Raw genomic sequence first — 12,532 nt, 5'->3', positions numbered from 1 at the left:
ACCTTCGCGCGGCGCCGCGCCGCCTTCGCGCCACGCGGCCATCGCACCCTTATGGCCACGCCCTTTCGCTAGGGTTGCCGCGAGGGTGCGCACGCTTCTTGCGTCCCTATACCCGCCGACGCTCGCGGCCGCCGGATGCCGACGGCCGCCGGTATTTGACGCACTCGAATCACACAACCTGGGGATGCTCGAGATGAAGGCGATGACGAAGAAGTCCTGGCTCGGCGGCGCGCTCGCCGCGACCGTGCTGGCGGTGTGCGCGCTGCCCGCGCACGCCGGCAAGACGATCGACACGATCAAGCAGCGCGGCCAGCTGGTCTGCGGCGTGAACACCGGCCTGGCCGGCTTCTCGGCGGCCGACAGCAACGGCAACTGGACCGGCCTGGACGTCGACGTCTGCAAGGCCATCGCCGCGTCGCTGCTGGGCGATGCCGCCAAGGTGAAATACGTGCCGCTGAACGCGCAGCAGCGCTTCACCGCGCTGCAGTCCGGCGAGGTCGACATCCTGTCGCGCAACACCACCTGGACGCTCACCCGCGACGCCTCGCTGGGCATGAACTTCACCGGCGTCACCTACTACGACGGCCAGGGTTTCATGGTGCCGAGCAAGGGCAAGATCAAGAGCGCCAAGCAGCTCAAGGGCGCGACGGTCTGCGTGCAGTCCGGCACCACGACCGAGAAGAACCTGACCGACTTCTCGCGCGCCAACAAGCTCGACATCAAGCCGGTGGTGTTCGAGAAGGTCGAGGCCGCCACCGGCGCGTATTTCGCCGGCCGCTGCCAGGCCTACACCACCGACGCCTCGGGCCTCGCCTCGGTGCGCAACAAGGAAGCCAAGACGCCGGCCGACCACCTGATCCTGCCCGAGCTGATCTCGAAGGAGCCGCTCGGCCCCGCGGTGCGCCGCGGCGACGACGAGTTCTTCGCGATCGCCAAGTGGGTGGTCTACGCGCTGATCGAGGCCGAGGAATACGACATCACGCAGGCCAACGTCGACCAGCAGAAGTCGAGCACCGATCCGGTCGTGCAGCGCATCCTCGGCACGTCCGAAGACACCGGCAAGCTGCTCGGCCTGGACAAGGACTGGGCCTACCGCGCGATCAAGGCCGTCGGCAACTACGGCGAGATCTTCGAGCGCAACGTCGGCCCGAAGTCGGCGCTCGGGCTGCCGCGCGGCGTCAACAACCTGTGGAACAAGGGCGGCATCATGTACGCCCCGCCCGTCCGTTAAGCATCGGCTGTCGTTGACCGGCTGATGACGACCGCCCGCGCCGCCCCGAAGCGCAAGCGCGACTGGTCGCTGCGCAGCCGCGCGGTGCGGGCGCTGCTGTACCAGCTGCTCGCGCTGGTGCTGATCGTCGGCGCCGTCTGGTTCCTCGCGCACAACACCATGGAGAACATGCGTGTGCGCGGGATCCAGAGCGGCTTCGATTTCCTGACGCAGCCGGCGGGCTTCGACATCGGCGAGATGCCGGTGTCGTACGACGCGCTCGATCCGTACTGGAAGGCCTTCGGCATCGGCCTGCTGAACACGCTGCGCGTCGCGATCCTCGGCATCGTGATGACCACCGTGCTCGGCACGCTGCTGGGTGTCGGCCGCTTCTCGAACAACGCGATCGTGCGCGGCCTGTGCTACGGCTACGTCGAGCTGTTCCGCAACGTGCCGATCCTGCTGCAGCTGCTGATGTGGTACCTGCTGCTGACCGAGTGGCTGCCCGATCCGGGCGAGCCGCTGTCGGCCTTCGGCCTGGTGTACCTCAGCAAGGGCGGCCTCACCTACCCGGTGCCGGTGTGGGGGGCGGCGCAGGCGCTTTCCGGTGCGGGACTGGTCGTCGGGGCCGCTGCAGCCTGGGGTTATGCGCGCTGGGTGCGCGTGCGCTTCGAGCGCACCGGCAAGCCGCTGCCGGTGGCGTGGCCGACCGTCGCGCTGCTGCTCGCCGGCGCACTGCTCGGCTGGCTGGCCGGCGGCGCGCCGACCGCGTGGAACGTGCCGAAGGTGGGCGACGTCGCGGTCGAAGGCGGCTCGGCGCTGACGCCGGAGTTCCTGTCGGTGCTGTTCGGGCTCACCTTCTACACCTCGGCCTTCGTCGCCGAGGTGGTGCGCGCGGGCATCCAGTCGGTGCCGCACGGCCAGGTCGAGGCCGCGGGCGCCCTGGGCCTGTCGCGTGGCCAGCAGATGCGGCTGGTGGTGCTGCCGCAGGCGCTGCGCGTGATCATCCCGCCGATCACGAACCAGTACCTGAACCTGACCAAGAACTCCTCGCTCGCGGTGGCCATCGGCTATCCGGACGTGGTGTCGATCTCGAACACCGCGATCAACCAGACCGGCCGCGCCGTCGAGTGCATCGCGATCATCATGCTGGTCTACCTGTTCACCTCGCTGACCACCTCGGGGCTGATGAACTGGTACAACCAGCGCGCGGCGATCAAGGAACGCTGACGTGGCGGAGATCTTCCAGCCCGTCGCCCCCCGCCCGTCCCCAGTCCGCACCGAAGGCCTCGTGCCGTGGGTGCGCCGCAACCTCTTCGGCGACTTTCGCGATGCGACGGTGACGATCGTGATGATCGCGCTGGCGCTGTGGTGGCTGCCGGGCTTCATCGACTGGGCGGTGGCGCGCGCGGTGTTCGTGCCGGATGCCGACCGCTGCCAGAACGCACGCGGCCTCGGCGCCTGCTGGGGCGTGGTGGCCGAGAAGTACCGGCTGATCATCTTCGGCCGCTACCCGCTGGACCAGCAGTGGCGGCCCGAGGTCGCGACCGTGGCGCTGGTCGCGCTGCTGGTCGGCAGCTGCACGCGCCGCTTCTGGCGGCCCTGGCTCGCGGTGCTGTGGGTGGCGGTGTTCGCGCTCTTCTTCGGGCTGATGCACGGCGGCTTCGCGGGGCTCTCGGTCGTCACGACCGACCGCTGGGGCGGCCTGCCGCTGACGATCATGCTGGCCTCGCTGGCCATCGTGCTGGCCTTCCCGCTGTCGGTGCTGGTCGCGCTGGGCCGGCGTTCGCACATGCCGGCGATCCGCACGCTGTGCATCGTCTATGTCGAGCTGATCCGCGGCGTGCCCTTGATCAGCGTGCTGTTCATGGCGAGCTTCATGTTCCCGCTGTTCATGCCGCCGGGCACCAGCATCGACGTGCTGCTGCGCGTGCTGGTGGGCATCACCTTGTTCACCGCGGCCTACATGGCCGAGATCGTGCGCGGCGGCCTGCAGGCGATCCCGAAGGGCCAGCACGAGGCGGCGGCGTCGATCGGCCTGACCTACTGGCAGACGCAGCGCAAGATCGTGCTGCCGCAGGCGCTGGCGATGGTGGTGCCGGGCATCATGAACAGCTTCATCTCGATCTTCAAGGACACCTCGCTGGTCACCATCGTCAGCCTCTACGAGCTGACCGGCGCGATGGGCCTGGCGCTGAACTCCGACGCCAACTGGCGCCCCTTCAAGATCGAGGCGTACATCTTCATCGCCGCGATCTACTTCCTGTTCTGCTTCTCGATGTCGCGCTACAGCCTGTGGGTCGAGAAGCACGTGTCGAAGAGCAAAAGCCGCTGACCCTCATGACCGACAGCATCATTTCCTTCCAGAAGGTCAACAAGTGGTACGGCAACAGCTTCCACGTGCTGCGCGACATCGACCTCGAGGTCGCGCGCGGTGAGCGCATCGTCATCTGCGGCCCGTCGGGCTCGGGCAAGTCGACGCTGATCCGCTGCATCAACCGGCTGGAAGAGCACCAGGAGGGCGTGCTGCGCGTCGACGGCGTCGAGCTGAGCGACGACGTGAGGGCGATCGAGGCCATCCGCAAGCAGGTCGGCATGGTGTTCCAGCAGTTCAACCTGTTCCCGCACCTCACGGTGCTGGAGAACCTGACCCTGGCGCCGATGTGGGTCGGCAAGATGCCGCGCGCCGAGGCCGAGGACCGCGCGATGCAGCAGCTGAAGCGGGTGCGCATCGCCGAGCAGGCGCTGAAGTACCCGCTGCAGCTCTCGGGCGGCCAGCAGCAGCGCGTGGCGATCGCGCGTGCGCTGTGCCTGACGCCGAAGATCATGCTGTTCGACGAGCCGACCTCGGCGCTCGACCCGGAGATGATCAAGGAAGTGCTCGACGTGATGATCGAGCTTGCCGGCCAGGGCATCACGATGTTGTGCGTGACGCACGAGATGGGCTTCGCGAAGGCGGTGGCCGACCGCGTGATCTTCATGGACCAGGGCCAGATCGTCGAGCAGAACTCGCCGCACCAGTTCTTCGATAACCCGCAAAGCGAGCGGACGAAGGACTTCCTGTCGAAGATCCTGGGGCACTGACGCGGCGCCCGCCGGCAGGCGCCGGCTCGCCCGTCAGCCGGCGCGGTCCTTGACCGGCCGGTCGGCGGTGGTGCGCACCGCATTGCCGGCCTGCGCCCGCAGGTACTCCCACAGCGCATGCGCGGCCGACTTCGCATGCCGCGCGACTTCCGGCCGCTCGCGGTAGATGCGCACCTCCATCGTCAGCTCGCCGATGCCCGGCGGCGCGGCGGCGACGAGGCGCCGGGCCTTCAGTTCCTTGCGCACCGACGACGCGGGCAGGAACGCGAGGCCGTGGCCTTCGAGCGCCATCGCCTTCAGGCCTTCGGACATGTCGGTCTCGTAGATCGTCTCCAGCGCCGGCGGGGCGGCCATCTGGCGGATGATCTGCTCGACCATGTAGCCCATGTAGGCGCCCGACGCATAGGCCAGCAGCGGCGCCGGCGCGCCGGTGGTCGCCAGCCGGAACATCGGCTGGCCTTCGGCATCGGCCTTCGCGTAGGCGGCCAGCGTCTCGTGGCCCAGCGACAGCATCTCGTAGCGGTCGGGGCTCAGCTGCAGCGGCTGCGACGCGTGGTGGTAGGCGATCAGCAGGTCGCAGCCGCCTTCGGTCAGCCGCAGCACCGCGTCGTGCACGTTCAGCGCGATCAGCCGCGTCTTGACCGAGCCGAAGCTGCGCTTCAACTCCATCAGCCAGTGCGGGAAAAAGGTGAAGGCCAGCGTGTGCGGCAGCGCGAACTCGATGACGTCGAGCCCGCTCGCGCGGTGCGAGCGCATCAGGTTGCGCGCCGACTGCAGCGCGGTCAGGATCTCCAGCGCCTGCGCATGCAGCGTCTCACCGGCGGAGGTCAGCCGCGTCGGGTAGGCCGAGCGGTCGACGAGGTCGATGCCAGCCCAGGCTTCGAGCGCCTGGATGCGGCGCGAGAACGCCGGCTGCGTGACGTGGCGCAACTGCGCGGAGCGCGAGAAGCTCCGGGTTTCGGCCAGGCTGACGAAGTCTTCGAGCCACTTGGTTTCCACGACGGCGAGTTTAAGTGGTGCCCCGGCGCCGGACCGGCGGCTTCTACGGAGCGTCCAGCGCGGGCGCCGAATCGGCGGCGTCCGCCGGGTGCGGCGCATCGTGCTGCGCCTGCTGCAGCCGCCACATGCGCGCATAGCGCCCGTTGGCCGCCAGCAGCGCGGCATGCGGGCCGCGCTCGACGACGCGGCCAGCATCGAGCACGACGATCTCGTGCGCATCGGCCACCGTCGACAGCCGGTGCGCGATGACCAGCGCCGTCTTGCCCAGCGCGGCGCTCTTCAGCTCGGCCTGGATCGCACGCTCGTTGGCCGAATCGAGCGCCGAGGTCGCCTCGTCGAAGATCATGATCGGCGGGTTCTTCAGCAGGGTGCGGGCGATCGCCACCCGCTGCTTCTCGCCGCCGGACAGCTTCAATCCGCGCTCGCCGACGATGGTCTCGTAGCCCTTGGGCGTCGCGGCGATGAAGCCGTGGATGTGCGCGGCCTTCGCGGCGCCCTCGATCTGTTCCTGCGTGGCGCCGGCGCGGCCGTAGCCGATGTTGTAGCCCACCGTGTCGTTGAACAGCACCGTGTCCTGCGGCACGATGCCGATCGAGCGGCGCAGGCTCGCCTGCGTGACGTCGCGGATGTCCTGGCCGTCGATCGTGATGCGGCCGCCGGAGACGTCGTAGAAGCGGTACAGCAGCCGCGCCAGCGTGCTCTTGCCGGCGCCCGAGGCGCCGACCACCGCCACCGTCTTGCCGGCCGGCACCTCGAAGCTCACCTCGTGCAGGATCGGCCGCGCCGGGTCGTAGGCGAAGCTGACGTTCTCGAAGCGCACCGTCGCGTCGCTGATGCGCAGATCGGGCGCATCGGGCTTGTCGGCGACCTCGCGCTCGCGCTCGAGCAGGCCGAACATGCGCTCCAGGTCGGTCAGGCTCTGCTTCACTTCGCGGTACAGCACGCCGAGGAAGTTCAGCGGGATGTAGAGCTGGATCAGGAAGGCGTTGACCATCACCAGGTCGCCCAGGGTCAGGCGGCCGTCGACGACCCCCTGCGTGGCCCGCCACAACATCGCGACCAGGCTCGCCGCGATGATCGCCTGCTGGCCGACGTTGAGCAGCGACAAGGTGCGCTGCGACTTCATCTGCGCCTGCCGGTAGGCCTCCAGCCCCTGGTCGTAGCGGTGGGCCTCGAGGTCCTCGTTGTTGAAGTACTTGACCGTCTCGTAGTTCAGCAGCGCGTCGATGGCGCGGGTGTGCGCCTTCGAATCGAGCTCGTTCATCTCGCGCCGGAAGCGGGTGCGCCACTCGGTGATCGCGACGGTGTAGACGGTGTAGGCGGCCAGCGCGCCGAGCGTGATCCACACGTAGCCCGAATCGAACTTGTAGCCCAGCACCGAGAGCACCAGGATCACCTCGACCAGGGTCGGCAGGATGGTGTACAGCGAGTACGACACCAGCGACTGCAGCGCCCGCGTGCCGCGCTCGATGTCGCGCGACAGGCCGCCGGTCTGGCGTTCGAGGTGGAAGCGCAGGCTCAGGGCATGCAGGTGGCGGAACACCTGCAGCGCGATCAGCTTCGACGCGCCGAACGACACCTTCGCGAACACCAGCTCGCGCAGTTCGGTGAACACGGTGGTCGCCAGCCGCAGGCCGGCATAGGCCAGCAGCAGGCCGATCGGCACCACCAGCAGCGCCCTCGGATCGCCGGCCTTGATGTCCAGCGCATCGACCAGGTGCTTCAGCAGCACCGGCACGCTGACGTTGGCCGCCTTGGCGCTGAACAGGAACAGCAGCGCGATACCGATGCGCCAGCGGTAGGGCCACAGGAAGGGCAGCAGGCGGCGCAGCGTGTCCCAGTCGGAACGCGGGCCGGCCGCCTGGTCGGCGAGCGGCAGGGACAGGCTCTGGTGTCGGCGCATGGGGAAGAAGGAAAGCTGGCGTTCGGCTGGCGGGGAAGGTGGGCCGGAGCGTGCGAGCCCGCCGGAAGCGTCATGGACAATCGGGCGGCCCGCCACGACCGAGATCAAGCCGATGTCCGACTCTTCAAGCCCGACGCCGTCGGCCCTCACCGGCCCCACCAGTTTGCCCGATGGCGGCGAACTGGTGCTGCGCGTGATGCCGATGCCCGCCGACGTCAACGGCAATGGCGACATCTTCGGCGGCTGGCTGATGGCCCAGGTCGACCTGGCCGGCGCGGTGCTGCCGGCGCGCATCGCCAAGGGCCGCATCGCCACCGTCGCGGTCAACGAGTTCACCTTCAAGCAGCCGGTGTCGGTGGGCGACCTGGTCAGCTTCTACGCCCGGGTCGTGCGCATCGGCAATACCTCGATCACCGTGCACGTGTCGGTGTTCTCCGAGCGCGACCCGGCGAACCTGCAGGTGGTCAAGGTGACCGAGGCCAACCTGACCTACGTGGCGATCGACCACGACGGCAAGCCGCGGCCGATTCCGAAGTAGCACCGGCCCGGCGCCGCGCACGGCGCCGGGCACGTCATCTGCCCCGAGCCAGCACCGAACCGCCCGGACTTCGCCGCGGCGGCCGCTGCAAAGAAAGGGACGTCGCCATGTTGAAGTGGGCCATCATCTTCGGAGTGATCTCGCTCATCGCCGCGGTATTCGGCTTCACCGGCATCGCGGCCGGCGCGGCCGGCATCGCCAAGGTGCTGTTCGTGCTGTTCCTGATCGCCTTCATCGTCGTGCTGGCGATGGCGCTGATGGGGGCCAAGGCGATCAGCAAGTGACCCTGGCGGCCCGGCCGTGAAGGCCGACGTCCGGGGCCTGCTCGGCCGCGAGCTGACCACCATCGCGCGGCACCCGCTGCGCTTCACGTGGCAGGTGCTGCGCGCGTTCCGCGCGAACCAGGGCTTCCTGCTCGCCGGCGGGGTGGCCTACTACGCCCTGGTCTCGATCGTGCCGATGCTGGTGCTGTCGGTGTCGGCGCTAAGCGCGCTGCTCGGCGAAGACGCGGTCTTCGCCGCGCTCGACCGCTACCTGGCCTGGCTGGTGCCGGGCCAGTCCGACCCGCTGATCGCCGAGCTGCGCCACTTCCATGCGAACCGCGGCACGCTGGGCTGGCTGCTGCTGGCGACGATGCTGTTCTTCAGCACGCTCGCGTTCACCGCGCTGGAGAACGCGATGTCGATCATCTTCCGGCACCGCGTCGCGATCCGCCGCCGCCATGCGCTGGTCTCGGCCGCGCTGCCCTATGCCTACGTGCTGTGCCTGGGCATCGGCATGCTGGTGGTGACCATCGTCGCCACCGGGCTGCAGGCCTTCGGCGAGCGCGAATGGCACTGGCTGGGCCACGAGTGGTCGGCCGGCCGCCTGTCGGGCGCGATGCTGTACGCGCTGGGCCTGGCCGGCGAAGTGCTGGTGATCACGTCGATCTACCTGGTGATGCCGGTCGGCCCGCTGTCGCTGCGCCACGCGCTGCTGGGCGGGCTGGTCGCGACCCTGCTGTGGGAGTTGTCGCGCCACGCGCTGGTCTGGTACTTCGAGACGCTGTCGCAGATCAGCCGGGTCTACGGCTCGTTCACCACCGCGATCGCGATCCTGCTGAGCCTGGAGGTCGCCGGCATCCTGCTGCTGCTCGGCGCGCAGGTGATCGCCGAAGCCGAGCGCCTGGACCGCGACGCGGCGCCCGAGCCGGCGCAGGACCCCAAGCCCTTGCGCACGCCGGGCTGACCCCCTCGCTCCCTCAGCGGTCGTTCACCCGCGCCACCCGTTTCTCGACGAAGGCCCGCGTCGCGTCGCGTGCATCCTGCGACGCGGCGGCGATCATGAACTGCGCCGCCTCGACCTGCAGCGCCTCGTCGATCGGCAGGTTGAGGCCGCGGTTGACCGCGCGCAGCGCGGCGCTGACCGCGACCATCGAATGCCGCGTCAGACGGGCCGCCAGCGCCAGGGCTGCATCGAGCAGCGCGCCGGTCTCGACCACCCGGTTGATCAAGCCGATCTCGGCGGCCCGTGCCGCGTCGATCGCATCGCCGCCCAGCACCATCTCCAGCGCGCGCTTGCGGCCGACATGGCGCGGCAGCCGCTGCGTGCCGCCGAAAGGCGGCGGAAAGCCGAGCGCGATCTCCGGCTTCGCGAAACGCGCATGCGGCGCGGCCAGCGCCAGCGCGCAGGCCTCGACCACCTCGCAGCCGCCGCCGAAGGCCAGGCCGTTGACCGCGGCGATCACCGGCTTCGGGAAGGCCTCCAGCCGCCGCGTCAGCGCCTGGCCGCGGTCGACGAACTCGCGCCGCGCGGTTTCCGGCGACGCGGCCAGGTCGTCGGCGAAGCCGGCGATGTCGGCGCCGGCGCTGAAGGCGCGTTCGCCGGCGCCGGTCAGCACGATCGCGCGCACCGTGGGGTCGCGCTCGATGGCCGCCAGCTCGGCCATCAGCCGGTCGATCAGCGCATAGTCCAGCGCGTTCAGCTTGGCCGGGCGGTTCAATGTCAGCACCAGGTGCGGGCCTTCGCGGTCGATCAGCAGATTGGCGGTGGAGGTCATGCGGGCAATCCTTCTCGGCGGTGAAGTGGTGTCGGGCATGATCGCGACGCCGCGCGCCGCGCGGCGCGACATTCCGTCCTGCCGCCATTCCCCGCCGTCATGGCCCCACCCTCTGCCGCCGCCCGTCTGGCCCGCGCGCTGTCGCTCGACGCGCTGCGCGGCTTCGAGTCGGCCGCGCGACTGGAAAGCTTCACCGCCGCGGCCGACGAGCTGAGCCTGACGCAATCGGCGGTCAGCAAGCAGGTCAAGGCGCTCGAGGACGCGGTCGGCAAGCCGCTGTTCCAGCGCAGCCCGCGCGGGCTGCTGCTGACGCCCGAAGGACGCGTGCTGCTCGATGCCGTGCAGCCGCTGCTGCGCGGCTTCGAAGCGGCGCTGGCGCCGCTGGCCGGCGGCACGCGGCGGACGGTGTCGATCAGCGTCACGCCGTCCTTCGGCTCTCTGTGGCTGGCGCTGCGCTTGCCCGAGCTGCAGCGCCGCGAACCCTTCGTCGACCTGCACATCGATGCGTCGGAAGCCGCGCGCCCGCTCGATCGCGAAGGTTTTCACCTGGCCGTGCGCCAGGCCCGCGACGACGAGGCCGCCGCCGGCTGGACGCCGCTGCTGCGCGAGCGCGTGATGCTGGTCGCCGCGCCGGCGCTGGCCGCCGCGGTGCACCGTCCGGACGACATCGCCACGCTGCCGCTGCTGGTTTTCCGCCATGCGGTGGAGCGCCATCCCTGGATGTCGTGGTCGCACTGGCTCGCGGAGCTCGGGCTGCCCCCCTCGCCGCGCCAGCCGGTGGTGCACTTCTCGCAGTACGAGCCGCTGCTGAAGGCGGCGCAGGAAGGCGCCGGCCTGGCGATCGGGCGCACGCCGCTGATCGACCCGGCGCTGCACGACGGCCGGCTGCAGGTGGTGCTGCCCGCGCACCAGCTCGACGGGCTGCGCTACCACCTGGTGCTCGCCGACGGCGCGCGCGGGCGGCCGGAGGTGCAGCGCGTCGCCGACTGGCTGGTCTCGGCGCTGGCCGAGGAGGATGCGGGTTAGGCCGTCAGACGCCGAGGAAACCCGCCAGCGCCGGGTCGTCGCGCAGCGCGACGGCCGGCCCGCCCAGCACCACCCGCCCCTTCTGCAGCACCACCAGCCGCTCGGCATGGCGCGCGACGCGCCGGTAGTCGCGGTCGACGATCAGCACCGCGATGCCGTCGGCGCGGATCGCATCGATCACCTGCCAGATCTCGGCGACGATGCGCGGCGCCAGCCCCTCGGTGGCCTCGTCGAGGATCAGGAGCGCCGGGTCGGTCATCAGCGCGCGGCCGATCGCCAGCATCTGCTGCTCGCCGCCGGACAGATTGCCGCCCAAGTGGCCGAAGCGCTCGCGCAGCCGCGGGAAGGTCTGCAGCACGCGATCGAGCGTCCAGCCGCTGCCGTCGGCGCGGCTGCAGGCGGCCATCACCAGGTTCTCGCGCACGCTCAGGTTCGGGAACACGCCGCGGCCTTCGGGCACGTAGGCCACGCCCAGCCGCGCCACCTCGTGCGGCCGCGCGCGGGAGACGTCGCGGCCGGCGATGACGATGCGGCCCTCGCGCTGGCGCAGGTGCCCCAGCAGCGTGCGGATCAGCGTCGTCTTGCCCATGCCGTTGCGGCCCAGAAGGCCGAGCGACTGGCCGCGCTCGATCACCAGGTCGACGCCGTCGAGCACGTGGCTGGAGCCGTACCAGGCATGCACGCCGTGCGCCTCGAGCAGCGGCCCGTGCGACGACCGCACGACATGCGGCCGCGGCAGGCCGACGAGGTCCGCGATCAGGCCACCGACACCCATCGCGATGGCCTTCGCGCTCAGCCGGCCGGCGCGCGATCCGCCGGCACCGCCGGCGTCGCCGGCATCGCCAACGGAGCCGCCGACGCCGACGCCTGCCGCTGCAGCCGCGCCCAGCCGGCATCGATCTCGTCCTGCAACGCGGCAACCTGCTCGGCCGTCAGGTGCCGGTAGCGGCCCTGCAGCGCCAGGTAGTCGGCGACCGGCCGGGTCTTCGCCGAGTTGACGGTCCAGCGGGCGCCGTCCTCCACCTCGTAGAGCGGAAAGGCGCCGCTCTCGACCGCCAGCCGCGCCGCCGCCAGGCCGGCATCGTCGCGCAGGCCCCAGCCGTCGAGGCAGGGAATCAGCAGGTTCAGGAAGCGCAGGCCGCGCAGGCCCATCGCCTTGTCCACCTTGCGCCGCAGGTCGGCCAGGTGGGCCACGCTGGCGGTGGCCACATAAGGCACGTTGTGAGCGGCCATGATCTCGGTGAGATTCTTCTTGCGCGAGGTCTTGCCCGCCGGCGTCGAGCCGGTCCAGGCATGGCGCGGTGTCGACGAGGACTTCTGCGCGCCGGTGTTCATGTAGCCCTCGTTGTCGAGGCAGCAGTACAGCATGTCCTCGTTGCGCTCGGCCGCCGACGACAGGCACTGGAAGCCGATGTCGTAGGTGCCGCCGTCGCCGGCGAGCACCACCACCGTCGTCGAGTGCCGGCCCTGCGCATCGAGCGCGCGGCGCAGGCCCGAAGCCGCCGCGGCGCTGGATTCGAGCGTCGGCTGGTAAACCGGGATCTTCAGCGCGCTGAAGGGCTGCGGCCCGGCGATGATCGCCATGCACGAGGGCGGCACCACCGCGATCGCGTCGGCGCCGACGCCGGCGAGCACATGGCGCACGGTCAGCGCGTCGATGCAGCCGGGGCAGGCGGCATGGCCGCTGCACAGCATCGCGCGGTCTTCGGGAATCGATCGGACGGTCATGTCCCG

At 70.3% G+C, this 12,532-nt stretch carries 13 protein-coding genes; 8 read left to right on the top strand and 5 right to left on the bottom strand.

Annotation, left to right across the window (positions count from 1 at the left end; genetic code table 11):
• The first annotated feature begins 202 nt into the window (after positions 1-202).
• The 4 genes from P1K89_RS24520 to P1K89_RS24505 are packed head-to-tail and all read left to right on the top strand — an operon-like array spanning position 203 to position 4,294.
• On the top strand, positions 203-1,231 hold the full coding sequence (locus P1K89_RS24520; RefSeq protein WP_284619147.1) for an amino acid ABC transporter substrate-binding protein: 1,029 nt from the start codon (positions 203-205) through the stop codon (positions 1,229-1,231).
• A gap of 24 nt (positions 1,232-1,255) precedes the next feature.
• Positions 1,256-2,440, top strand: a complete 1,185-nt coding sequence (locus P1K89_RS24515) for an amino acid ABC transporter permease (protein ID WP_284619146.1) — start codon at positions 1,256-1,258, stop codon at positions 2,438-2,440.
• A 1-nt stretch (position 2,441) separates the two neighbouring features.
• Positions 2,442-3,545, top strand: coding sequence for an amino acid ABC transporter permease (locus P1K89_RS24510; RefSeq protein WP_284619145.1), 1,104 nt, complete (start codon positions 2,442-2,444; stop codon positions 3,543-3,545).
• A 5-nt stretch (positions 3,546-3,550) separates the two neighbouring features.
• Entirely contained in the window at positions 3,551-4,294 is a 744-nt protein-coding gene (locus tag P1K89_RS24505) for an amino acid ABC transporter ATP-binding protein (protein ID WP_284619144.1), read from the top strand.
• A 33-nt stretch (positions 4,295-4,327) separates the two neighbouring features.
• On the opposite strand, the gene P1K89_RS24500 is transcribed toward P1K89_RS24505, so the two are convergent.
• Both P1K89_RS24500 and P1K89_RS24495 read right to left on the bottom strand, forming a co-directional pair.
• The gene (locus P1K89_RS24500; RefSeq protein ID WP_284619143.1) at positions 4,328-5,293 is read right to left on the bottom strand and encodes a LysR substrate-binding domain-containing protein; all 966 of its coding nucleotides are present in this window, start codon (positions 5,291-5,293) and stop codon (positions 4,328-4,330) included.
• Positions 5,294-5,336: 43 nt separating this feature from the next.
• Positions 5,337-7,196 carry an ABCB family ABC transporter ATP-binding protein/permease gene (locus P1K89_RS24495; protein ID WP_284619142.1) on the bottom strand — a complete coding sequence of 620 codons (1,860 nt, stop codon included), beginning with the start codon at positions 7,194-7,196 and terminating at the stop codon, positions 5,337-5,339.
• A 112-nt stretch (positions 7,197-7,308) separates the two neighbouring features.
• Between P1K89_RS24495 and P1K89_RS24490 the strand changes: the two genes are divergently transcribed.
• The 3 genes from P1K89_RS24490 (at position 7,309) to P1K89_RS24480 (ending at position 8,961) form a co-directional block, all read left to right on the top strand.
• Complete coding sequence (locus P1K89_RS24490; protein WP_284619141.1) at positions 7,309-7,734, top strand: acyl-CoA thioesterase; 426 nt, start codon at positions 7,309-7,311, stop codon at positions 7,732-7,734.
• A 107-nt stretch (positions 7,735-7,841) separates the two neighbouring features.
• A complete protein-coding gene (locus P1K89_RS24485) occupies positions 7,842-8,018 on the top strand; it encodes a DUF1328 domain-containing protein (protein ID WP_284619140.1) in 177 nt (58 codons plus the stop codon).
• 16 nt (positions 8,019-8,034) lie between these two features.
• Positions 8,035-8,961, top strand: a complete 927-nt coding sequence (locus P1K89_RS24480) for a YihY/virulence factor BrkB family protein (RefSeq protein WP_284619139.1) — start codon at positions 8,035-8,037, stop codon at positions 8,959-8,961.
• Between the two features lie 13 nt (positions 8,962-8,974).
• Here the strand turns inward: P1K89_RS24480 and P1K89_RS24475 are convergent, their stop codons facing one another.
• Entirely contained in the window at positions 8,975-9,772 is a 798-nt protein-coding gene (locus P1K89_RS24475) for a crotonase/enoyl-CoA hydratase family protein (RefSeq protein WP_284619138.1), read from the bottom strand.
• 99 nt (positions 9,773-9,871) lie between these two features.
• On the opposite strand from P1K89_RS24475, the gene P1K89_RS24470 reads away from it, so the two are divergent.
• Positions 9,872-10,798, top strand: a complete 927-nt coding sequence (locus tag P1K89_RS24470; RefSeq protein WP_284619137.1) for a LysR substrate-binding domain-containing protein — start codon at positions 9,872-9,874, stop codon at positions 10,796-10,798.
• 4 nt (positions 10,799-10,802) lie between these two features.
• Here P1K89_RS24470 and P1K89_RS24465 read toward each other — a convergent pair whose 3' ends face one another.
• Both P1K89_RS24465 and P1K89_RS24460 read right to left on the bottom strand, forming a co-directional pair.
• Entirely contained in the window at positions 10,803-11,573 is a 771-nt protein-coding gene (locus P1K89_RS24465) for an ABC transporter ATP-binding protein (RefSeq protein WP_284619136.1), read from the bottom strand.
• Between the two features lie 17 nt (positions 11,574-11,590).
• Positions 11,591-12,526, bottom strand: a complete 936-nt coding sequence (locus tag P1K89_RS24460; RefSeq protein ID WP_284619135.1) for a thiamine pyrophosphate-dependent enzyme — start codon at positions 12,524-12,526, stop codon at positions 11,591-11,593.
• Positions 12,527-12,532 lie beyond the last annotated feature (6 nt).

The sequence above is a fragment of the Aquabacterium humicola genome (genome assembly GCF_030167915.1).
GTDB lineage: Bacteria > Pseudomonadota > Gammaproteobacteria > Burkholderiales > Burkholderiaceae_C > Pseudaquabacterium > Pseudaquabacterium humicola.
This window is presented reverse-complemented; position numbering and strand designations above follow the sequence as displayed.

Excerpts from the sequence above, each read along its gene's own strand:
- P1K89_RS24520 (WP_284619147.1), top strand. The coding sequence starts at position 203 with ATGACGAAGAAGTCCTGGCTCGGCGGCGCGCTCGCCGCGACCGTGCTG.
- P1K89_RS24515 (WP_284619146.1), top strand. The coding sequence starts at position 1,256 with ATGACGACCGCCCGCGCCGCCCCGAAGCGCAAGCGCGACTGGTCGCTG.
- P1K89_RS24505 (WP_284619144.1), top strand. The coding sequence starts at position 3,551 with ATGACCGACAGCATCATTTCCTTCCAGAAGGTCAACAAGTGGTACGGC.
- P1K89_RS24495 (WP_284619142.1), bottom strand. The coding sequence starts at position 7,196 with ATGCGCCGACACCAGAGCCTGTCCCTGCCGCTCGCCGACCAGGCGGCC.
- P1K89_RS24490 (WP_284619141.1), top strand. The coding sequence starts at position 7,309 with ATGTCCGACTCTTCAAGCCCGACGCCGTCGGCCCTCACCGGCCCCACC.
- P1K89_RS24485 (WP_284619140.1), top strand. The coding sequence starts at position 7,842 with ATGTTGAAGTGGGCCATCATCTTCGGAGTGATCTCGCTCATCGCCGCG.
- P1K89_RS24475 (WP_284619138.1), bottom strand. The coding sequence starts at position 9,772 with ATGACCTCCACCGCCAATCTGCTGATCGACCGCGAAGGCCCGCACCTG.
- P1K89_RS24470 (WP_284619137.1), top strand. The coding sequence starts at position 9,872 with ATGGCCCCACCCTCTGCCGCCGCCCGTCTGGCCCGCGCGCTGTCGCTC.
- P1K89_RS24465 (WP_284619136.1), bottom strand. The coding sequence starts at position 11,573 with ATGGGTGTCGGTGGCCTGATCGCGGACCTCGTCGGCCTGCCGCGGCCG.
- P1K89_RS24460 (WP_284619135.1), bottom strand. The coding sequence starts at position 12,526 with ATGACCGTCCGATCGATTCCCGAAGACCGCGCGATGCTGTGCAGCGGC.